The 23941-nt window shown below is 50.1% G+C and carries 7 protein-coding genes and 2 pseudogenes; all 9 read left to right on the top strand.

The genetic code is table 11. From position 1 onward, the window contains the following. The first annotated feature begins 96 nt into the window (after positions 1–96). The gene (gene fabD, locus JCM16418_RS05880) at positions 97–963 is read left to right on the top strand and encodes an ACP S-malonyltransferase (protein WP_036646961.1); all 867 of its coding nucleotides are present in this window, start codon (positions 97–99) and stop codon (positions 961–963) included. A 320-nt stretch (positions 964–1283) separates the two neighbouring features. Continuing rightward, a pseudogene (locus JCM16418_RS26800) lies at positions 1284–2185 on the top strand (acyltransferase domain-containing protein). A gap of 28 nt (positions 2186–2213) precedes the next feature. After that, entirely contained in the window at positions 2214–4520 is a 2307-nt protein-coding gene (gene fabD, locus JCM16418_RS05890; protein WP_036646962.1) for an ACP S-malonyltransferase, read from the top strand. A gap of 91 nt (positions 4521–4611) precedes the next feature. Continuing rightward, on the top strand, positions 4612–4860 hold the full coding sequence (locus JCM16418_RS05895) for an acyl carrier protein (protein WP_036646963.1): 249 nt from the start codon (positions 4612–4614) through the stop codon (positions 4858–4860). Then, entirely contained in the window at positions 4838–6064 is a 1227-nt protein-coding gene (locus JCM16418_RS05900; RefSeq protein WP_036646964.1) for a beta-ketoacyl synthase N-terminal-like domain-containing protein, read from the top strand. Before JCM16418_RS05895 ends, JCM16418_RS05900 begins: the two co-directional genes overlap by 23 nt. A gap of 25 nt (positions 6065–6089) precedes the next feature. After that, on the top strand, positions 6090–7343 hold the full coding sequence (locus tag JCM16418_RS05905; RefSeq protein WP_036646965.1) for a hydroxymethylglutaryl-CoA synthase family protein: 1254 nt from the start codon (positions 6090–6092) through the stop codon (positions 7341–7343). Next, positions 7343–8110 (top strand): enoyl-CoA hydratase/isomerase, encoded by a 768-nt coding sequence (locus tag JCM16418_RS05910; RefSeq protein ID WP_036647161.1) that lies wholly within the window; start codon positions 7343–7345, stop codon positions 8108–8110. Before JCM16418_RS05905 ends, JCM16418_RS05910 begins: the two co-directional genes overlap by 1 nt. 39 nt (positions 8111–8149) lie before the next feature. Next, positions 8150–8899 carry a polyketide synthase gene (locus tag JCM16418_RS05915; protein WP_036646966.1) on the top strand — a complete coding sequence of 250 codons (750 nt, stop codon included), beginning with the start codon at positions 8150–8152 and terminating at the stop codon, positions 8897–8899. 34 nt (positions 8900–8933) lie between these two features. Next, a pseudogene (locus JCM16418_RS05920) lies at positions 8934–23941 on the top strand (amino acid adenylation domain-containing protein).

The raw sequence follows: 23941 nt of genomic DNA on the forward strand, positions 1-23941 counted from the left end.
AGCACTAAGCTATGATTGTCATATAGTGGTTAAAAATGTAAATAATCTCTCAATAAACCATATTAGTAAATAATATAGGTGGTGATTTGATAACAGATGAGCACTTATTTATTTCCAGGACAAGGTTCTCAGCTCAAAGGTATGGGACGTTCTCTTTTCGATGAATTTCCGGATCTGACTGATCAAGCGGATGATGTACTGGGATACTCGATTAAGAGGCTATGTCTGGATGATCCTTATGCCTATTTAAGCAAGACACAGTATACTCAGCCAGCCTTGTATGTTGTGAATGCTTTATCCTATTTGAGTAAAATAACAGAAACGGGAAGGAAGCCGGATTTTGTTGCAGGGCATAGTCTAGGTGAATATAACGCTCTTTTTGCCGCCGGAGCCTTCGATTTCAAGATGGGGCTAGAGCTGGTGCAAAAAAGAGGGGAACTCATGAGTGCTGTAAGCGGGGGGGCAATGGCAGCCGTTATCGGATTAAAAGCAGAGCAAGTGGAGGAGGTATTGGAGAGAAACCAACTGTCCTCCGTAGATGTTGCCAATTATAACACGGACACTCAGATCGTGATCACCGGCCGTAAAGAAGATATCGAGAAGGCCCAGCCGATATTCGAAACCAACGACTCGGTTCAAAAATTCGTCCTCCTAAATGTTAGCGGAGCTTTTCATTCCCGCTATATGCGGGAAGTCGGGGAAGCATTTAAATTGTTCCTCCAGTCGTATACATTTCAGCCATTATCCATTCCAGTAATCTCAAACGTCAATGCCAAACCATACCAACATGAACGGATCGCTCAGAGTTTATCTGATCAAATCAGCTTAGCCGTCAAATGGTCGGATAGTATTAACTATTTATTTGAACAAGGGGAAACGGTTTTTGAGGAAATCGGACCAGGGCGCGTCTTGACTGGCATGTTTGTAAAAATAAGAATAGATCGGGAAATGGCAGGCTTATAGTGGTTTTTCAAAAAGCCCGCTTGTGATCATGTTGTGAATCAGGAGGCCGTTTCGTCATCGAATCTTGAATTCAGCCGGGCCCAAGCGATGCTTACGAAGTATGTTTTATACGGAACCATTTCAGGTGCTCACGTAACCAACTAGAAGCTTTCGAAGCCGTTTTCTACGAAACGTGTATCTCCGCTTCTCTGTCCCTAGCTTCATCCAAGCTTCTCGCTGCAGAAAAACGATCATTTTGAACATGCACTTATAGAATGAGGTGAAGTATGGGCAAACCGATTGTTTTCCTGTTTTCTGGACAAGGTTCTCAATACTACCACATGGGGAAGGAGCTTTGGAAGCATCATCCCACATTCCACAAATGGATGCTGAGGTTGGATGCTTTAATGGCTCCCTACACGGGGATATCCGTCGCGAACGAAATCTATCATCCGCAGAAGGGGGTACAAGATCCATTCGATCGATTGTTATACACCCACTCCGCAATTTTTATGGTTGAATATGCGCTGTATCAGGTTTTGCTGGAACAAGGGATCAAACCAGATTACGTTCTCGGGACGAGTTTGGGTGAGTTCTCTAGTGCGGCGGCAGCGGCGTTCTATCCGTGGAAGATATAGCCGAGTGTGTCGCCAGTCAAGCCTTGGTGATAGAACAACGATGTGCCAAAGGCGGTATGATCGCTATCTTGAACCGTCCCGATTTCTATTACGAAACTCCTCAGTTATATGAAAATTGTGAGTTGGCTTCCATAAATTACAGTTCGCATTTTGTAATTTCAGGCGGAGACGAGCAGTTGGACCGGATTATCCATTTTCTTAAAGAAAAGCAGATCCTTCATCAACGGCTGGCGGTTTCTTACGCTTTTCACTCTTCACAAATCGAAGCTGCGAAAGAGGATTTTCTCAGCTTCGCGCAAGATAAGTCATACCGTAAACCTGTAATCCCAATTATCTCCAGTCTGCAGGGAGGCTTGGCACAGGAAGTCAATGATCGGTTTTTCTGGGAAGTTGTCAGCAGACCCATTCGCTTTCAAGAGGCTATTCGCTATTTGGAGAATCTGTACGAATGCAATTATATAGATGTGGGACCCTCAGGGACGCTCGCTAATTTTATCAAGCAACAGGATAAGGAGAAGTTCGGACAGCGCTGTTTTTCAATCTGCACCCCGTTTAATCAGGAACTTAAAAACTTACATACAATTCAAAACTTATTCCATACATAAAACATAAGAGTCGGAGGTGATCCGCTTTATGCTAACGTATATATTTCCTGGTCAAGGTTCTCAGTTTAAAGGAATGGGAAGTAATCTCTTTGATACCTTTAGGGATTTCACCGCAATGGCAGACGATGTGCTGGGCTATTCGATCAAACAGTTATGTACCGAAGATCCCCATTCCCAATTAAACCAAACGCAATTTACACAACCTGCCTTATTTGTTGTAAATGCTTTTACCTATTTGAATCAAATTCGGGAAACCGGCAAAAAGCCAGACTTCGTTGCCGGACACAGCCTTGGTGAATACAATGCACTGTTTGCCGCTGGAGTTTTTGATTTTGAGACAGGGTTGCGCTTGGTGAAAAAGAGAGGCGAGCTGATGGCGCTTGTGACAGGAGGAGGTATGGCTGCTGTCGTAGGTCTTCGGAAAGAGCAGGTGGCAAAGATGTTGGAGGCAAACGGACTTGACGGCATCGACGTTGCCAATCACAACACCCCATCCCAAATTGTCATCTCTGGCAGAAGCGCAGAAATCGAAAAAGCCATATCTATCTTCGAAGCCGCTGCTGGCGTTAAGATGGCCGCTCTCCTTAAGGTCAGCGGCGCTTTTCATTCGCGTTATATGAGCGAAGTCCAAAAGGAATTTGAGCGGTATTTGGCATCTTTTCATTTCCATCCTTTATCTATTCCAGTCATTTCTAACGTTGAGGCAAGACCCTATGAAAACGAAAAGCTGAGGGCAACTTTGGCAAAACAGATCAGCAGCCCCGTACGATGGATGGATAGTGTACGGTATCTCTTCAAGCAAGGCGAAATGCAGTTTGAAGAGATAGGACCGGGCCGAGTACTAACCGGAATGGTTCATAAGATTATGCAAGAGGCCGACTCTCATGAGGAAGTGGAGACTACTCTTGAATCAGTATCCACTGCATCTTCTCAGACGGCCGGGGACGCAAAGTTCGTATACCCGACGGTAACCGCCCCATCTTTAGGGAGTTCCGAATTTAAGAAAGATTATAACCTGAAGTATGCATATCTGGCGGGGGGCATGTACCGAGGAATCGCCTCACAAGAAATGGTCGTGAAACTGGCGAAGTCTGGCTTGATGGGCTTCCTGGGAACTGGCGGGATGAGTATGCAGCAGGTGGAAGAGAACATCTTGTACATTCAAAGCCAAGTTTCCCCTGGACAGGCTTACGGGGTTAATCTGGTACATAACTGGAAAAATCCAGAACGTGATAATAGTCTGATCGAGCTTTTACTCCAAATGAATGTTCAGCATTTGGAGGCTGCAGCGTTTTTGAATGTGCCCTCTTCATTGGTGCGTTTTCGTGCAAAAAGCTTGTTTCGGGATGCAAGTGGAGAAGTGATAGCCAGGAACAAAATCATTGCCAAAGTTTCACGACCGGAGGTGGCGGAAGCTTTCTTAAGCCCTGCCCCGGATCTTATTCTCCAAGCACTTGTTGAGGAACATTTGATCACTCGGCAAGAAGCCGAGTTGGCCAGGGAGCTGCCGATGGCAGATGACATCTGCGTAGAGGCAGATTCGGCTGGCCACACGGACAGCGGTGTTGCTTATACGTTGATGCCGGCCATGCTACGGCTGCGTGACGATATGATGGCGAAGTACCGCTATGAGAAAAAAGTGCGGATCGGGGCGGCCGGCGGAATCGGAACACCAGAGGCGGCATTGGCTGCGTTTATGCTGGGGGCCGACTTTATTCTCACAGGTTCTATCAATCAATGCACAGTAGAGGCGGGAACCAGCGATAAGGTGAAAGATTTGCTGCAACAGATGAATGTACAGGATACAGATTACGCACCTGCCGGAGACATGTTTGAGATGGGCAGCAAAGTGCAGGTGTTGAGAAAAGGAGTATTTTTCCCAGCCCGTGCCAATAAACTGTACGAAATTTATCGGCGGTATAATTCGCTGGGTGATATCGATTCGTCTACTTCAGAGCAGATTCAGAGTAAATATTTTAAACGCAGCTTTGAACAGATCTATGACGAATTGAAAGTTCATTATCCGAATGAGATCGATAAGGCCGAGCAAAATCCCAAACACAAAATGGCTATGATCTTTAAGTGGTATTTTGGATATAGTTCGCGTCTGGCCTTAAGCGGCAGTGCAGAATCTACGGTAGATTATCAGATCCATTGCGGCCCGGCTTTGGGCGCTTTCAACCAATGGGTGAAAGGAACCGAGTTGGAGAACTGGAGAAACCGGCATGTGGACGAGATTGGAGAGAGGCTGATGACCTCTACGGCAGAGCTCATCAATCGTAAATTCGCCTCGCTACTTCTCCCTGCTGAAGGTAAAATCCTTACTCCTGTTTAAAAAACTTAAGCATAAGCTTCGGTGCTGAAACCGGCCTTTTTGAATACGCACTCTAAGGAAAAAAACAATGTAATTAAAGGAGGAAGCATGTATGAACAAGGAAAAAATTGTTGAAGTGCTGATCCATAATATCCGTGAAGTTCTTCCTGAAATGGATGAGTATTCTTTTCAATCTGAGGACACACTCTCGGACTTGGGGGCGGATTCGGTAGATCGTGCTGAAATCATAAACTTGATGCTCGAAGAACTGTCACTTCGTATTCCTCGCGTGGAATTGGCCGGGGTCAGCAATTTGGGCGAACTTGTCGAGGTGCTGCATGGGAAACTTCAATCGGCCTGATATCCTGGTGTCAGGAGTAGGCGTGACAGCGTCCATCGGCCAAGGAAAAAACGCGTATTGGTCGGCGCTGATGTCGGGCCACTCGGCCTTTCATTTCTTGCAGCGTCCAGGAAGGCAAAAGGAAAGCCGGTTTATTGGCTCTGAAATTTCTGCGATATCGGCATCTGATGCGATTTCAAGCAAGCTATTCCGTAAGGCATCTTTATCTGGTCAGGTATCTCTGGTTACTTTGCACGAGGCTTGGGTGGACGCCAAATTGGATTTAGCCGATCCTAGCCGCATTGGACTCATTATTGGAGGGTCCAATGTTCAGCAGAGGGAGATGGCGCAAATCTTCGAAACGTACCACGAACGTGCTGAATTTGTTCCCCCTTCTTATGGCTTGTCATTTATGGACAGCGATCTTTGCGGGCTGTGTACGGAGCAATTCGGAATTCAAGGTTTGGCTTACACGGTGGGGGGAGCTTCGGCAAGTGGTCAGTTAGCCGTCATTCAAGCGACACAAGCGGTGCTGTCTGGTCAGGTGGATATTTGTATTGCTTTGGGGGCTATGATGGATCTTTCTTACCTTGAGTTACAGGCGTTAAGAGCGCTCGGGGCAATGGGAACCGATCGTTATGCAGATCATCCCGAGCTTGCCTGCCGGCCGTTTGACCAAAATCGAGACGGTTTCATCTATGGTGAATCGTGCGCAGCTTTGGTCATTGAGCGAGCAGCGACGGTTAAATGCCGCCAAGTCAAGCCCTATGCTGCCGTTACGGGTTGTGCTCTGAAGATGGATGCCAATAGAAATCCAAATCCTTCTCTGGCTGGAGAAGTTCATATCATTCAGAACGTACTCCAGCAAGCCGGACTTTCAGCAACAGAGGTTGATTATCTGAATCCCCATGGTTCGGGTTCCCCGATTGGAGATGAGACGGAACTCAGGGCGATTCGCGATTGCGGGCTTTCACATGTCAAGTTGAATACGACTAAATCCATTACTGGCCACGGCCTCACTGCGGCAGGTGCGGTTGAGATCGTCACAACCTTGTTGCAAATGCGGGAGTCCCGCCTGCATCCTTCTAAAAATTTGGAGAATCCCTTGGATCCTGGTCTGAACTGGGTTGGGGATCAATCCATCCCTTTCGGAATAACCAATGCTTTAAGTTTGAGTTTTGGTTTTGGCGGCATGAATACAGCCATTTGTTTGCAAAACATTTGAATGTGTATAGGAAGGAAGGTTCGAGATGGTTTCTGCCGGAATAGAAGCGATTAATATTTTTGGCGGTACGGCTTACTTGGATGTCATGCAATTGGTGAAACACCGCAGTCTGGATACGACCCGATTCGAGAATTTGTTGATGAAGGAGAAGGCCGTGGCGTTGCCATATGAAGATCCGGTTACATTCGGCGTTAATGCGGCAAAACCAATTGTCGATTCCTTAACCGAAGTAGAAAAGAACCGGATCGAGCTGCTAATCACCTGCACCGAATCGGGCATCGACTTCGGAAAATCTCTAAGTACCTATATTCATCATTATCTGGGTCTTTCTCGGAACTGTCGTTTGTTTGAGATCAAACAAGCCTGCTATTCGGGAACAGCTGGGTATCAGATGGCCCTTAATTTTATTCTGTCACAAGCCTCCCCTGGTGCGAAGGCGCTGGTTATTGCCAGCGATATCTCGCGGTTCTTGGCAGCAGAAGGGGGTGACGCTCTAAGCGAGGATTGGTCCTATTCCGAACCTAGCGCCGGGGCTGGCGCTGTAGCCGTATTGGTTGGCGAGAATCCGCTTGTACTTCAAGCGGACGTAGGGGCTAACGGCTATTACGGCTATGAAGTTATGGATACCTGCCGGCCGGTTCCGGACAGTGAAGCTGGGGATGCGGATCTGAGCTTGATGTCCTATCTGGACTGCTGTGAGCAAACTTATCTGGAATACAAACGTCGGGTTCCCGAAGCTGATTATAGAAGCACGTTCCACTATCTAGCCTTTCATACTCCTTTTGGGGGAATGGTAAAGGGAGCTCATCGCACAATGATGCGCAAGATAGCAAAAGCTAAGAACGATGACATTGAAGCCGATTTTAACGAGCGCGTAAAGCCAGGCATGATCTACTGTCAACGAGTAGGAAATATCATGGGGGCGACGTTACTGCTGTCACTGGCTAGTACGATCGATAACGTTCGGGTTGATTCTCCGAAGCGCATTGGGTGTTTCTCTTACGGATCAGGCTGTTGCTCCGAGTTTTTCAGCGGCGTGGTTATGCCACAAGGTTTGGAACATCAGAGGAGGTTTGGGCTGCAGCGAGGATTGGACGAACGCTATCGCTTGTCCCTGGACGAGTACGAAGCTATATTCAAGGGAAACCGGACAGTTCGGTTTGGGACCCGCAACTTGAAGCTGGATCATGAGTGGATTCCGGGGATCACAAATGCTTTCGGCGGGAGATTGTATCTGAACGAAATTTCTGAGTTTCATCGTAAATACGTATGGATTTGATGGATTATCAAACTCTGCAAGTTCGTTATCAGGGGCCGATTTGTTTCATTAGGTTTCATCGACCTGAGGCCAATAATACGATTAATGACCGGTTCGTTCAAGAATGTTTGCATATTTTGACGATCTGTGAAGAAACGGCTAACGTCGTCGTATTAGAGGGGTTGCCTGAAGTGTTCTGTTTCGGAGCAGATTTTCAAGAGTTGCAAGAGAAATGGAGCAGTCATCCGAACGATGTTCACGACCCGGAACCGCTATATACAATTTGGCTGAAGCTGGCATTGGGGCCTTATGTGTCTGTCGCTCATGTTCGTGGGAAAGTGAATGCCGGAGGGGTTGGATTTGTCGCAGCCAGCGATATCGTTATTGCGGATGAAACGGCGCAGTTCAGCTTGTCTGAGATGCTGTTCGGGCTTTATCCGGCTTGTGTGCTCCCTTTTCTCATACGCCGAGTCGGATTCCAGAGAGCCCATTATTTGACGTTAACCACTCAGCAGATAACTGCCTCGCAGGCCGCAGCATGGGGGCTGGTGGATGCATACGAAGCACAGAGCGATGGGTTGCTGCGTAAACATCTACTGCGTCTTAGGCGGTTATCCAAGGCGGGAATTACCTCGTATAAAAGTTATGTCGCAAGTCTGGACGATGGCCTGCAAACTGCAAAGGTACAGGCCCTGAATGCGAACAAGATGATGTTCTCATTATCCCGCAATCAAGAGGGAATTATTCGTTACGTCAACACGGGAAAATTTCCGTGGGAGGATGATTAGGCAGTAGACGATGAAAGAAAGACGTCTAGAGGAGGCCCGATGATGGTTTCTGTAGTTGAGATGCTTGAAATAGAGCCTGATATCGTTCAAGTGAAGATGCAGGATAGAACGCATAGAAATGCATTTTCCAAGGAGTTGATTCATGGGTTAAATCAATCTTTTGAGTTGATTCGCGCCCATCCCCGTTACAAAACTGTGATTCTAACTGGGTATGACAGTTATTTTTCAACCGGTGGAACGCAGGAAGGGCTGCTCGGAATTCAACAAGGTTCGATAAAATTCACGGACGATAATTTGTACTCTCTGGCTTTGGACTGTCCCATTCCCGTGATCGCCGCTATGCAGGGGCACGGAATTGGAGGAGGCTTCGTGATGGGACTATTTGCGGATTTTGTTATATTAAGCCGGGAGAGCCTCTACACCACGAACTTCATGAAATATGGATTTACACCCGGCATGGGAGCGACTTATATTGTTCCGCAGAAATTAGGCTTTGCACTCGCTCAGGAATTACTTATGAATGCGGGGAATTACCGCGGGGCCGAACTAGAAAAACGTGGAATACCCTATCCGGTTGTTCCTCGTAATCAGGTTTTGCCGCATGCTTTGGAATTAGCCCGGCAGCTAACCGAGAAGCCAAGACACTCATTAATGACGTTAAAGGAACATCTTGTCGCCCCGCTTCGCGAGCAGCTTTCCAAGACCATACAACAAGAGTTAGAGATGCACGAAAAGACATTCCATCACGAAGATGTCAAAAAAAGAATATCTGAATTATACGGTTCCTAACCCGATTACATAGCGGAGTAAATGGAGGTAGCTTATGAGAAATGATCAGTTATCCATTGAACCCACAGACGTTCATGCCCGCATCTCAATATCTCATGGAGAGAAGCTAATAACCGACGGAAATCAGCCCGCCACGCTTGCTGAGACCTTGGAAAGTACTGCCCGAAAGTATGGAGAGAGTCGGGGAATTGTTTATCTGCTTGAGGATGGCTCCGAACTGCATCAGTCGTACGGGGATCTCTGGAACGACGCCAGAAGTGTCGCAGAGGGGCTCCGGCATTCAGGTCTGCAGCCGCAGGATGTGCTGCTGATGCAGCTTCCGCACAACGAGCAATTCATCCCCGCGTTCTGGGGATGCGCATTGGCCGGTTGTGTACCTTCTCCATTGGCTGTTGCTCCAACTTATGCAGAGGTGGATAGCGCGGCCCAAAAACTGAAAGATGCTTGGACTACTCTTAATCACCCGCCGATCCTGACTAACCGAGAGAGGCTGCCTGAATTACAGAACTGGGCCGACATGATGGGACTATCGCAGATTCGGTTGCTAGTTATCGAAGAGCTTTTGGAATTTGAAAAGACGGACCACTGGCATCAAGCTTTGCCAGAGGACCTGGCAATATTGGTCTTAACCTCTGGTAGTACTGGCGCCCCCAAAGCGGTCATGCTTAGTCACAGCAATATACTAAGCATGGTTAAGGGTATGATCCAGATGTATGGATTCACAGATCAGGATGTAACCTTCAACTGGATGCCGTTCGATCACGTCGGCGGAATTTTTATGATGCATTTACGCGATGTATATTTGGGGTGTCAAGAGATCAACGTAACAGGTCAAAGTATTTTGGTTGATCCACTGAGCTGGTTGGACGGGATCGACCGTTACCGGGCTTCAGTCACATGGGCGCCAAATTTTGCTTTTGGATTGGTCAACGATTATTCGCAAGAAATTAGCAGCCAAAAATGGGACCTTTCCTCCATGCGCTTTATGTTTAATGGTGGAGAAGCCGCAGTGGCTAAGGTAGTGCGTGCCTTTTTGACATTGCTGGAGCCCCACGGACTGCCTTCAAATGCCATCCGTCCAGCTTGGGGGATGTCCGAAACATCCTCTGGCGTTATTTTTTCAAATCGGTTTATGAGGAGCACCACTCGGGACGAAGACGATTTCGTGGAGACCGGCTTGCCGATTCCAGGTTTATCCATTCGGATTGTGGATGATCAACATCAATTGATGCCCGAAGGTTCCATCGGTCGTCTGCAAGTTAAGGGCATGTCGATTACAAGCGGCTATTATCGGCAGCCTGAGTTAAGTCAAAGTGCATTTACGGCGGATGGCTGGTTCGAGACGGGAGATCTTGGCTTTATGCGCGAAGGACGTCTAACCCTAACAGGCCGGACTAAAGATGCCATTATTATTAATGGTGTGAACTATTACAGTTACGCGATTGAGTCGGCTGTTGAAGAGCTTGCGGATATTGAGACTTCCTACACGGCCGCTTGCGCGATACGCACACTGGAAGATACCACGGATCAACTAGCAATTTTCTTCGTTCCGTCCCGTTCGTTGGATGAAATCCAAATGACGCAGCTTCTTCAAGCGATTCGTTCTCATGTTGCCAAAACGGTTGGCATTGTGCCAGAGTATGTGCTGCCATTGGAGCGCGATAGCATTCCCAAAACGCCGATTGGTAAAATTCAACGTCCTCAGCTAAGAAAAGCCTTTGAAAACGGGGAGTTTTCCGGGTTGCAGGAGAGTCTGGAAAGGATGTCGCGGACGGCAGAACAGACAGGCAGCCGTTTAGTAGTAGGGGAAGAGTGGACTCGGGAGCTCATCTGGAAAGAGCTGGTACTCTGTTTTGAGAAGGAGCTGGGGGTAAATAGGGATAGGGCGGAGTCGGGTACAAATATCCTGAGCCTTGGCGTGAATTCCATTAAGATGATGAAACTTATCCGTCTTATTGAAAAGAGTTTCCAGATTAAAATGACGGCTAGGGAACTATATAAACATCCGACGTTTGAATCTTTGGCGGAGCTTGTATTCATAAAGACGGCAGAACAGTACGCTGGGTCCCCGGATGCCGGCGGGATTGGCATATCCAGCAGGGAGAGCGGAGATAAAAGGACGGCAAGGGGACAGCTTTCCGAGGTTCAAAAAGGATTATGGACCTTGCAAAAAATGGATCCTGAATCTTGCGTTTACCACATACCTCTAGGCCTTCGGTTTGCTTTCAAGGTGGATATTGAGAAATTAAAACTGGCTTTGAAGTATGTATTGGAGCAGCATCCGATCTTGACAAGTGTCATTGTAGAAGTAGATGGAGTTCCTTGCAGAACGATCCAGCCTTCTGGGCCATTGTCTATAACAATGGAGGATATCTCGATGCTGAAGGAGAGCAAAATCGTTGCTCATCTCAGAGAAAAGGCCAAAAAACCTTTTACAGCTGAAGGCCATCCTTTGCTGAACATTTTTTTGTTCTCGCGATCTGAAGAAGAGCATTATTTGCTCGTTGTGATCCATCATCTTGTATTTGACGGCGTTTCTTCCATGACTTTAATGCATAGCTTGTTGGACGGATACAAGCAGCTTGAGCAGGGTCAGATACCGACAGCTCAACATGCAACAGAAAACTACGATGATTACGTGGCGTGGGAGCAAAGTATGCTGTCCGGCGAGGAAGGCGAGAAACACCGTAACTACTGGTTACAGCAGTTATCCGGGACCCTGCCTAACCTGCAATTGCCGGCAGATCGCCCAAAGACTTCTAGACTGAGCAGAAACGGGCATACCTGCAGCAAGCTGATTCCAGCGGAACTCAAAAACTCGATCAAGACCTTTGCTTCGCACCATTCAATAAGCATGACGACCGTTCTCCTCGCCGGCTATATGATTCTATTGAATCGGTATGCAGGCCAAGAGGAAATGATTGTCGGTATGCCGGTCATGACGCGGCCCGAAGAACGTTTTGAGTCCATGATCGGGAACTTTCTGAATATGCTTCCGATCAGAGAAAAGATTCGGGATCAGGCAACTTTCGAAGAATTCATCCAGAACCTGCAATACACTCTGCTAGATGGGCTGGACCATGCCGTGTATCCGCTGCCGCGAATGGTACAGAACAGAAACAAGTCGTTCCCGGGAGGATCACAGCTATTCCAAACGGCCTTTTACTCGCAAAATTTCCAACAATCGACCAGCTATAAGCAGTTGATCCATGAATATGCACCGGACTCTTCCATTGAGTTCGTAGATGGCCTTCATCAGGAAGGCGAATATGAACTGATCTTCGAGCTGTGGGATGAGGATGATCGGATGACACTAAATATCAAGTACGATGCAGATGCATTCGAAGCTTCGACTGTTGAGAAGTTAGGCGACTCATACATGAGCCTTATGGAATCGCTGATTCGCAACTCTGCTCTTGCTTTAGAACAAATCTCAATGCTCTCGGAAAAAGATGAAAATACCGTTCTACACGAATGGAATGCTACCCAAACCGATTATCCGGATGCAAGCCTACCTGTATTGTTCGAGCAGCAAGCAGGAAGGACACCAGACGCGATTGCGGCAATTTGCGATAACGTATCACTCACGTATCAGGAGCTGAACGAGAGAAGCACGCTATTGGCCATTTATTTGCAAGCGCAAGGCATTGTCCCTGACAGTACAGTGGCCATTTGCGTAGACCGTTCGTTGGACATGATTATAGGTTTGCTTGGAATTCTGAAGGCTGGCGCTGCTTATGTTCCCCTGGATCCTGATTATCCTGAGGAAAGGCTTGCCTATATGCTCGAAGACAGCAAAGCGTCCGTTCTGCTGACACAATCTGAACTTCGAAACAAACGGAGACAGTTATTCGAAAAGGTAGAGAAAGTGATTTCATTAGACCAAGACTGGAAGGAATCTATACAAGTGGCGGAAGGTCGGACCCTCAAACAAAATTTGAGGCCAGAACATTTAGCCTACGTGCTCTATACTTCTGGAAGTACTGGAAAGCCGAAAGGTGTCATGATTTCGCACAGAGCGCTCGTCAATTTTCTGTCTTCAATGTCTAAAAAGCCTGGGCTGCGGGCCGAGGACCGGTTGCTTGCTGTGACCACTTATTGCTTTGATATCGCCGGTTTGGAATTGTTTTTGCCCCTGCTGATGGGCGCTCAATGTTATCTCTGCAAATCGGACGTAAGCAAAGATGCGGAAAAGCTTAAGAAAGAAATTCAAGCGGTTCGGCCGACCATCATGCAAGCTACGCCGGCTACATGGTCGATGCTGTTTCAATCCGGTTGGAAGAACGAAGAGCGGGTCAAAGTTCTATGTGGAGGCGAAGCGCTGCCATCCAAGCTGAAACAGTATTTTATAAGCTCGGGTACGGAAGCATGGAACATGTTTGGACCGACTGAAACGACAATTTGGTCTACGGTTCATCACATCCAATCGGAAGAGCCTGTATCAATCGGGAGACCGATCGCGAATACGCAAGTATATATCGTCGACAAGCAACTGCGGCTGGTGCCGATCGGCATCCCCGGCGAGCTGTGCATTGCAGGCGACGGGCTGGCCAGAGGCTACTACAATCAGCCGGCGCTGACCGCGGAGAAGTTCGTCGATAACCCGTTTCAGCCGGGTACGAGGCTGTACCGGACCGGCGATCTATCGCGGTGGCTGCCGGACGGACAGATCGAATACCTGGGACGGATCGACAATCAAGTCAAGCTGCGCGGCTTCCGTATCGAACTCGGAGCTATCGAAACCCGGCTTAGCGAGCATAAGGGTATCGAGGACGCGGTCGCGGTCGTCAAACAGGCCGGCGAGCACAAGACGCTTGTCGCGTACTATACCGCCCGCGAGGATAAGACCACTCCGCAAGCACGCGAGCTGCAGAGCCACCTGAAGATAGGCTTACCCGACTATATGGTGCCTGCACATGTCATCCGTGTAGACCGGATGCCGCTCACACCGAGCGGGAAGATCGATCGCAAGGAGCTGGCGGACCGACCAGTGACCGTGCAGCGGGCGCATACCCAAAGCATGCCGGAATCCCGACTGGAACAGGCGGTTCTGGCGATCTGGGAAGACGTGCTGCAGGTTGGTGGCATGGGCAATCGTGACGGCTTTTTCGATGTCGGCGGAGACTCGCTTCTTGCGGTTACGGTGGCTGAGCGCATTCGAAAAGAGCTGGCGTGCGAGTTCACCGCGATGGATCTGTTCGAATACCCGACCATCCAAGCGATCGCAAGCTATATCGCCGCCCAGCAGCATGATGGCATAGCGGCGCTGGATATGGCGAGGGATGAAGGGCTGGAAATTGGGGGCAAAGAAGACCAAACCCGCGGGACGCGAGGTGAGCTTGACGCGGAATTTGTGGCAGAGCTGCCGGAAGCCTGCCGGGATAGCCTGGCGATTATCGGCATTTCCTGCGAATTTCCGGGGGCAGGGAATCACTTGGAGTTCTGGAACAATTTGCTCTCCGGTCAGGAGAGCCTGAAATTTTTTACCAAAGAAGAGATTCGCGCTCTGGGTGTACCGGAGGAGCTGGCGGAGAACGCGGCCTACGTGCCGGTTCAGTCCACCATTGCAGGCAAAGACCGTTTTGATCCGGGTTTCTTTAACCTTTCGCCGAAGGACGCCGGGTTTATGGACCCGCAGTTAAGGCTACTGCTGCTGCATGCCTGGAAGGCGGTCGAGGATGCCGGATACGTGGCTAGCGAGATTCCGCACACGAGCGTATTTATGACGGGCAGCAACAATGGATACCGCTCCCTGCTTCCCGAAGAGTGGACGGAGAGTCTGGAAAGTCCGGACGGCTATGTGTCTTGGGTGCTGGCGCAGAGCGGCACGATCCCCACGATGATTTCTCACAAGCTGGGTCTGAAAGGCCCGAGTTACTTTGTGCATGCGAACTGCTCGTCCTCACTAGTTGGTCTGTATTCGGCGTATCAGAGCTTGCAGTCCGGCGAGTCGAAGTATGCCCTCGTCGGTGGCGCGACGCTGCACACCGGAACGGGTGTCGGTTATGTGCATCAAGCCGGCCTCAACTTCTCCAGCGACGGACACGTCAAGGCGTTTGATGCCTCGGCGGACGGCATGATTGGAGGAGAAGGCGCTGCGGTGCTGCTGCTCAAAAAAGCCGCCGATGCGGTCGCGGACGGCGACCACATTTACGCCCTGATACGCGGCATCGGGCTGAATAACGACGGAGGGGATAAGGTCGGCTTCTATGCGCCGAGCGTTAAAGGTCAGGCGGACGTGATCCGCAAAGTGTTGGAGACGACGGGGATTGACCCGGAGAGCATCTCGTACGTCGAGGCGCATGGAACCGGGACGAAGCTGGGCGATCCGATCGAGCTGTCGGCCCTAAGCGCGGTGTACCGGGAGCATACGCAGCGGAAGCAGTACTGCGGAATCGGCTCGGTGAAGACCAACATCGGGCATTTGGACACAGCGGCCGGAATGGCCGGGTGCATCAAAGTGGCCATGAGCCTGTATCATGGCGAACTGGCGCCGACGATCAACTACAAGGAACCGAACCCGAATATGGATTTGGAAAGCTCGCCGTTCTATGTGGTGGAGAGCCGGAAACGGCTGGAAGCGAAGGAAGAACCGTACCGGGCAGCACTAAGCTCCTTTGGACTCGGAGGAACCAATACGCATGCGATCTTCGAACAGTACCGGAGAGCGGCTCAGGAGGAGCCGGGCAGCGGCCCGTATCTATTTCCCGTGTCGGCCAAAAATCAGGAGCGGCTAAGGGCCTATGCCGAGTCGCTGCTGGAGTTCATGAATGAAGGTAATCTGGAGAACGACAGTCTGGCGGACCTGGCCTACACGTTCCAAGTGGGCCGAGAAGCGATGGACAGCCGGGTGGCGTTTGTCGCAGCGGATGCAGCGGAGCTGAAGAGCCAGTTGGAGAATTATTTGCAGGGGCATGGCAGCAAGCGGAGCCTGGGCCTGTATACCGGAGAACGAAAGCAAGAAACAGAGGCGCTGCTGGAGAACGATGAAGACAGCAAGAAGCTTGTCCGCGCCTGGATTACCGGCGGCAGACTCAGCAAACTGGCTGAGGCGTGGTGCCAGGGAATGAGCGTGGACTGGACGCTGCTGTACCGGGGGACGAGCCCCCACCGGATGAGTGCGCCGACGTATCCTTTTGCCCAAGAACGCCTTCAGATTCCTCGATCTAACGGGAAACGTGTTACGGCTGAGGTGGTGGCATCAGCGGAGGAAAAAGGACAAGTCAGTTATCTCCATCCTTTGCTGCATCTAAACACATCAGACATGTTGGAACAGCGGTTCAGCTCTACCTTTACGGGGAAGGAGTTCTTCTTGGCCGATCACGTAGTGCGTGGAAATCCGGTTCTGCCTGGGGTAGCATATCTGGAAATGGCTCGCACGGCCATCCAACTCTCGCAAGGAAGGAGCCAGCATAAGCAGACGGGAATCCGATTGAAGCATGTCGTTTGGATTCAACCGATTGTCTCGGACGGTACGCCTGCCGAGGTGCATATAGGCTTGTTCCCAGAAGCGGATGGGAGAATTGGCTACGAAATCTATAGTCTTTCGGCTGATGACGATTCCGAATTAGTGCATGGTCAGGGCACAGCGGAATGGATGGATTTATCGGAGCCAATAACCTGGGATTTACAAGAATTATTAAGACGCTGCAAAGTCGGAGAACTGTCTTCCACCGATTTTTACGAGGATGCACGACGTCTGGGGATCTCTTTTGGTGCGGGTTTTCAGGGGATTCAGAGCTTGTATGCAGGGGAGAGGGAGGTACTGTCGAAGCTCGTTATTCCTGCTGCGGTCGTCAAAACGCGGGATTCCTATGTGCTACACCCCAGCATGCTGGATGCGGCCCTTCAGACCGCTACGATCTGCATCATGCGTGGGGGAGCCGGGCATAAGCTGCTGCTGCCCTTTGCGTTGGAGGAGTTGGAAGTGTATGGTCCATGCACTTCCGAAATGTGGGCGTATGCCCGATTCAGCCCAGGGAATAAGGCGGGCGACCCAGTTCAACGTGTTGATGTTGATCTGTGCGATGAATTGGGAGCGCTGCGCGTTAAGATCAAAGGCTTTACGGCTAGGGTGCTGGAAGGCGGGGTTCAGGCGGTGGCGGATTCTTCGTCTAAGATCGAACGTTTGCTGCTTGAACCGATCTGGGTGGAACGTCCGGCAGCTTCCGATCAACCCATTTACGAATATGAGAAGCATCTTATTTTCCTTTGCGACACAGCAGCTGTGGCGAGGGAACGCATCATATCCCATCTACCAGGTGCCGAGGTTTTTTGTCTAGATTCACAGATTGGGACGCCATCCATGCGGTTTGAAGCGTATGCTGGAGAGATGTTTGAGCATATCAAGTCCATACTGCTGTCCAAGCTTGAGGGGAATCTGTTGATTCAAACGGTGGTTTGCCATCAGGGAGAGGAACAGATTTACTCAGGCCTAACCGGACTACTGAAGACGGCTGGACTGGAATACTCGAAACTGAGCGGACAGTTCATAGAAATCTCTGGAGACCCTCACAATGCGGATATGCCGGGAATATTGAAGGAAAACGCTAGGCATCCAAGCGTCAAGCATATTCGATATACGGACGGTAAACGGTACGGAACCGAATGGCAGGAAATGGATCAAAAGCTGGTGAAAGATACGAGCGTGCCGTGGAAAGACCGGGGGGTCTATCTCATTACTGGAGGAGCAGGCAGACTAGGCCTGCTGTTCGCGAAAGAAATCGGCGAGAAAGTTTCACAGGCAACCGTAATCCTCACAGGACGCGGCGCCTTGCGGGAAGAACAGGAGCAGCAGGTGGATAGGCTTCGAGGTATGCAATTGCATGTAGCGTATAAGCAGCTGGATGCAACCGATTCTGAAGCCGTTCAGCGGTTGATCGGGGAGATCGTGGCAGAGTACGGCCATCTGGACGGCATTATCCACGGCGCAGGAATCCTACAGGACAATATCATCATTAAGAAAACCAGGGGAGAACTGGTAGATGTGATGGCCCCCAAGGTATCCGGTTTGGTGTACCTGGACGAAGCGAGCAGAGAGCTGCCGCTTGATTTCTTCTTTACTTTCTCATCCATCTCAGGAAGCTTGGGCAACCCTGGCCAGGCGGACTACGCCACAGCCAATGCGTTCATGGACGCTTACATGGGCTACAGGAACGAGCTGACCCAGAAGTCACTGCGGACAGGGGCATCGCTCTCTGTGAATTGGCCTCTTTGGAAAGATGGGGGAATGCAGGTTGATATGGAGACGGAGAAGCTTATGATGCAGAATCTGGGTTTAGTTCCGATGCAAACCCATTCCGGCATCCAGGCATTATATGATGCTTATATGTCAGGGAAAACCCAGGTCTTCGTTGTGGAAGGTAATCGGTATAAAATCAAGCAAAAATTATTGACAGCGCCAATGTCTAAACCAATAAAAGGGAACCACAGCAAAGCGGACGTGATCCATTCGGACGTGAAGAACAAGGATCAGCAGAGCGAACTTCAGATTTCCCTTAAGCAGATGGTGTCAGATCTGCTTAAGGTTTCTTTGCAGGATCTCGATGTAGACACTGAGCTTGGCGAATACGGGTTTGATTCGATTTCGTATACCGTCTTTGCCAACCAAATCAATACAGCGTACACATTCGAGCTAGCACCTACTGTCTTTTTTGAGTATGGAACATTGAGAAACTTGACGGAGTTTCTAGTTCGCGAGTACGGGGACGTATTGAACAGCCGTGAGGCATCGGCAAAGCCGGAACATGTCCCTAATGTGGAGGTAGACAACAGTCCGACCAGCACTGATGTTTCGGATGCGGACGTAAATAGGATATCGAAGCGGCAAAGAAACCGTTTTGCCTTGCAAGAAGAGCCAAGTAAGGCGACACCATTCGAACCTATCGCTATTGTCGGTATCAGCGGAAAATTCCCCGGCGCGGCCGACATCGACGAATTCTGGAACAATCTCATTGACGAAAAGGACTGTATCACGGAAATCCCCCAAGACCGTTGGGATTGGCGTATATGACGGAGATCCAGCTAACGAGATCAACAAGACGAACGTTAAATGGGGCGGGTTTATCGAAGGCGTAGATGAATTCGATCCGTTGTTCTTCGGTATTTCACCGAGGGAAGCCCAATTCATTGATCCACAGCAAAGACTTCTCATGACCTATGCCTGGAAAGCGATCGAAGATGCAGGGATTTGCCCACAGAGCCTTTCGGGAACGTCTACAGGTGTGTTTGTTGGGACGGGGAATACAGGATATAAGGATTTGTTTTACAAGGCCGATTTGCCGATTGAAGGCCATTCCACGATGGGGAACATGATTCCTTCTGTAGGACCGAACCGATTGAGTTATTTTTTAGATGTTCACGGTCCTAGCGAGCCGGTAGAAACGGCATGTTCGAGTTCTCTTGTAGCCATACACCGCGCTGCATCAGCCATCCAGATGGGTGATTGCGAGATGGCGATCGCAGGCGGCGTGAATACCATTGTGACGCCAGAAGCCCATATCAGCTACAGCAAAGCGGGCATGTTGAGCGTCGACGGACGCTGTAGAACCTTCTCTAGCCGTGCGGACGGTACGTGAGAGGGGAAGGTGTGGGGATGATCGTTCTCAAAAAATTGAAAGATGCAGAGCGGGATCGCAATCCTATTTATGGGGTCATTCGAGGTACCGCGGAAAATCATGGAGGACGAGCGAATACGCTCACATCTCCGAACCCGAAAGCCCAGGCTGAACTATTGATTAAGGCCTACAAAAAAGCTGGCGTGAATCCAAGGACGGTTACGTACATCGAAGCCCACGGTACGGGAACGGAGTTGGGCGATCCGATCGAGATCAACGGCTTGAAGGCGGCGTTCAAAGAGTTGTACGACACTGAAGGTGATTCCGGAATAGAGGATCATCGCTGCGGATTAGGCTCGGTGAAGAGTAACATTGGCCATCTGGAGCTAGCTGCGGGCATTTCGGGCATTATCAAAATATTGATGCAAATGAAGCATAAAACACTAGTGAAAAGTTTGCACACCGAGACGCTGAATCCCTATCTTCAATTGAAAGACAGTCCGTTCTATATCGTGCAGAATACCGAGGATTGGAAGGCGGTACAAGATAAACAAGGGCGCGAATTGCCTCGTCGTGCGGGCGTAAGTTCGTTCGGAATTGGGGGTGTCAATGCTCATATTGTGATTGAGGAGTATATTCCCAAAGAGGATGAACCTTCAGAATGCAATCCGACACCGCGAGAACCGTCAATTGTCGTTCTGTCCGCCAAAAATGAAAAAAGCCTTCGGGAACAGGTAGAACAGCTGCTAATGTTCATACGCATGCGGAAGATTGACGAAAAAGATTTAAGCCGCATCGCTTACACGCTGCAGGTTGGACGGAACAGTATGGAAGAGCGACTGGCGCTGATCGTAGGCTCGATATCGAAGCTCGTAGAGAAGTTGGACGACTTTTTGCAAGGCAGATCTGTTGCAGAGCATTCCTACCGGGGCAAAGCGAACCGGAACAACGAGACGCTGACGTTAATTTCGGCGGATGAAGATATGGCGCTCGCTATCGATTCATGGATCGTCAAAAGAAAATATGCCAGACTTGCCGAGATTTGGGTCAAAGGACTTCACATCGACTGGAACAAGCTCTATGGCGATGCAGCGCCACGCCGCATTTCTTTACCGACGTACCCTTTTGCTAAGGAACGTTATTGGATCCCAGAGTATTTGCACGCTGATGGCGGTAACAACAACGTCTTACCCGCCAGGGATAAAGAGGCGTCAGATTCTTCGACGGAACAGCGGACGAGGACAACCTGCCTTTTGGCCAAGAGCTGGGTACCCTGCCCATCCGTATCGAAAACGAAAAGTCATCGTATCGTCGCGATCCTGACACATCCGGAGACGGAAGCATTGGCCGAGCGGGTTGCCGAACACTTCCCACAGCATCAGATTATACATGCACAGCAGGTAGAGCATTTCTCAGACTGGGATTGGAAAAGTTTTGACGGTGTGGTGGATCTTGCCGGATGCGGCACGTCTGGATACGAAATGCGATCTTGTATTGAGTGGCTTCAATCGCTGATCGAGCATGGACATAAAGAAGGCCTCATGCTGCTCGGTGTTACTCGGGGCTTGGAATCGTATTTAAACCCGGGTGCCATTAACTTGACCGGCGCTGCGCGGGCTGGACTTTACCGTATGCTGCAAAGCGAGTATGGCCATCTCAGATCTAGGCACATGGATGCGGATCATTCCATCGTTGATGACGGGGTTTTGGCACAGCAGATTGCTGACGAATACTTCGCTGACAGCGAGGAGGCGGAGGTATGCTACCGGAACGGGATGCGGTTCAGATGCTGTTAGAGGAACAGGATGAGAGTGAAGAGGGGGCCATAACGCCGGAACCTTTCCCACAAGATCACGTTCTTTTAATTACTGGAGGGACCCGTGGACTTGGGGCCTTATGTGCCCGGCATTTCGTACGGCATTATGGGGTGAAAAGGCTCGTCCTGACTGGGCGTGAAGAGCTTCCACCACGCGAGACGTGGGATAACTTTCTTGCGGATGATACGCCTCTAGGCCAAAAAATTCAAGCTTTGCGAGAGCTGGAAGCACAAGGTGTGCAGGTGCAAGTATTGGCTCTCCGCTTATCTGAACGGTCCGACGTTCGAAGGGAACTGAATAACATTAAGCGTACACTGGGCCCGATCGGCGGAGTTCTTCACTGTGCCGGATTGACTGATGTGACCACACTGGCCTTCATCCGCAAAACCGATGCGGAGATTCAAGAAGTGCTGGAGCCTAAGATTGCGGGGCTTAACACCCTGTACGACGAGCTTTGCGGTGAGTCGTTGAAATTTTTAGTGTTATTTTCCTCGGTATCGGCGATCATTCCGTCACTCTCAGCGGGTCAAGGGGATTATGCGATGGCGAATGCGTATATGGATTATTTTGCCGAATCGGTCCGGCATGCTGTACCCATTGTCAGTATACAATGGCCGAACTGGAAAGAAGCTGGAATGGGCGAAGTGACGAATCCCGTGTACAAGGAGAGCGGTCTGTTAAGCATTTCGAATGCAGAAGGCTTACAATTGTTGGACTCTATTATTAAGCGTAAACAGAGCCCGGTGATCCTGCCGGCGAGAGTTGATCGGTCCAAATGGTACCCCGAACGTCTCATGTGGCGAAGTCTCCGCCAAGCGGACGAGGGAAATAAATCCATTCGCCAATCGGAAGTTTCGGCGGACTCAGACAAGGCCGTCACGCCGGGACAGATAGGTGCGTGTCTTGGTTTGGCACAAACGGAGACTTGGCTGCTCGGCATGTTTGCCGAAGAATTAAGGATCGACCCTTCCCATTTGGCGATGGATGAACCGTTCCAAGAATACGGAGTGGATTCGATTATTTTAGCGCAGCTGTTGCAGCGCATTAACCGGAAGATCGCAGCGAATCTCGACCCGTCTATCCTTTATGAATATCCGACGATTCAGCAGTTTGCCTCATGGCTGACGGAATCCTATCCAGCTGCTTTGAATCTCATTGCCGAAGAATCGGCCGCAAAGCGGCCTCAAATGAAAGAAAGGGAGCTTGCAGAGCGGGTTATCCCGGAGCAATCCAGTAATCCAACGAACAAGGATGCGCAGGATTTGCTTCCTTCCCCGGCTCGTTCGGAGGATATTGCAATTGTAGGGCTCTCCTGCCGCTTTGCGGGAGCTGAAACGCTCGAAGCGTATTGGAAGCTGTTGTCAGAAGGCCAATCGGCTATTCGAAGCGTACCGCCGGAACGTTGGGGACATCCTGCCTCTTTCTATGCGGGTGTGCTGGACGGCGTATCCCAGTTCGATCCCGCATTCTTCCTGATTCCCGAGGAAGATGCGAAAGCGATGGATCCTCAAGCGCTGATAGCTTTGGAAGAGTGTTTGAAGCTCTGGCATCAGGCGGGCTACACCCTTGAAGAGATGAAAGGCAAAGCCGTCGGCGTCTATCTCGGTGGCAGAAGCCATCATAAGCCAGGCGAAGAAAGCCTTCTTGAGGCACGCAATCCAATTGTTGCCGTAGGGCAGAACTACCTGGCGGCCAACCTTTCGCAATTTTTCGACCTGCGCGGACCCAGTGTGGTACTGGATACAGCCTGTTCATCGGCTATAGTCGGGCTGAATATGGCCATGCAGGCATTGCGTAGCGGCGATATCGAGAGCGCCGTCGTTGGTGGAATTAGCCTTCTTGAAACGGATGCGGTCCACCGGTTATTCCAGCAGCGAGGCATCTTAAGCGAAGCTCCTTCCTTCCATGTTTTTGACGAACGCGCTGATGGCGTTGTTTTGGGAGAAGGGGTCGGTATGGTGCTCTTGAAAACGGTGGATCATGCGCTGAAAGACGGGGATACGATTTATGCCGTAGTCAAGGCGGTCGCCCTTAACAATGATGGCCGAACGGCAGGACCGGCTACCCCGAATCTGCAGGCTCAAAAAGATGTTATGCAAGCCGCGCTTGCGAAAGGCGGCAAAAGACCAGAAGAAATCTCCTATATCGAGGCGAACGGTTCGGGCTCTACCGTGACCGATCTTCTGGAACTGAAGGCGATCCAATCCGTGTACCGTACCGACAATACGGCTCCGCTTGGCCTAGGCTCCGTCAAACCCAACATCGGGCATCCGTTATGTGCGGAAGGGATTGCGAGCTTGATCAAAGTAGTGCTGATGCTGAAACACCGTCAGCTCGTTCCCTTCTTATCAGGCGAACGGGAGATGACGCACTTTGACAGCAAGGCAGCGGGCTTCTCGTTTTACCATGAGCTGATCGAATGGCCGTCGCCAGCGCCGATTGCTGCAATTAACTGTTTTGCTGACGGCGGAACCAATGCTCATGTAATTGTAGAATCATGGCAGAGTTATGAAGATCAAGTCGTCAAACGCCGGCCGCTGCCAGCTCCTGAACTCAACAAGCGGCTGTTCCCGCGCAGAGATACGGAGTCAATGATTGCGAAACCGAAGGTCCAGTCACTGCCGGAAGGCGTGGTAAACATTTGGAACGCATACGAAGTGGAGGTATAA

The organism is Paenibacillus pini JCM 16418 (assembly GCF_000576305.1).
GTDB lineage: Bacteria > Bacillota > Bacilli > Paenibacillales > Paenibacillaceae > Paenibacillus_AQ > Paenibacillus_AQ pini.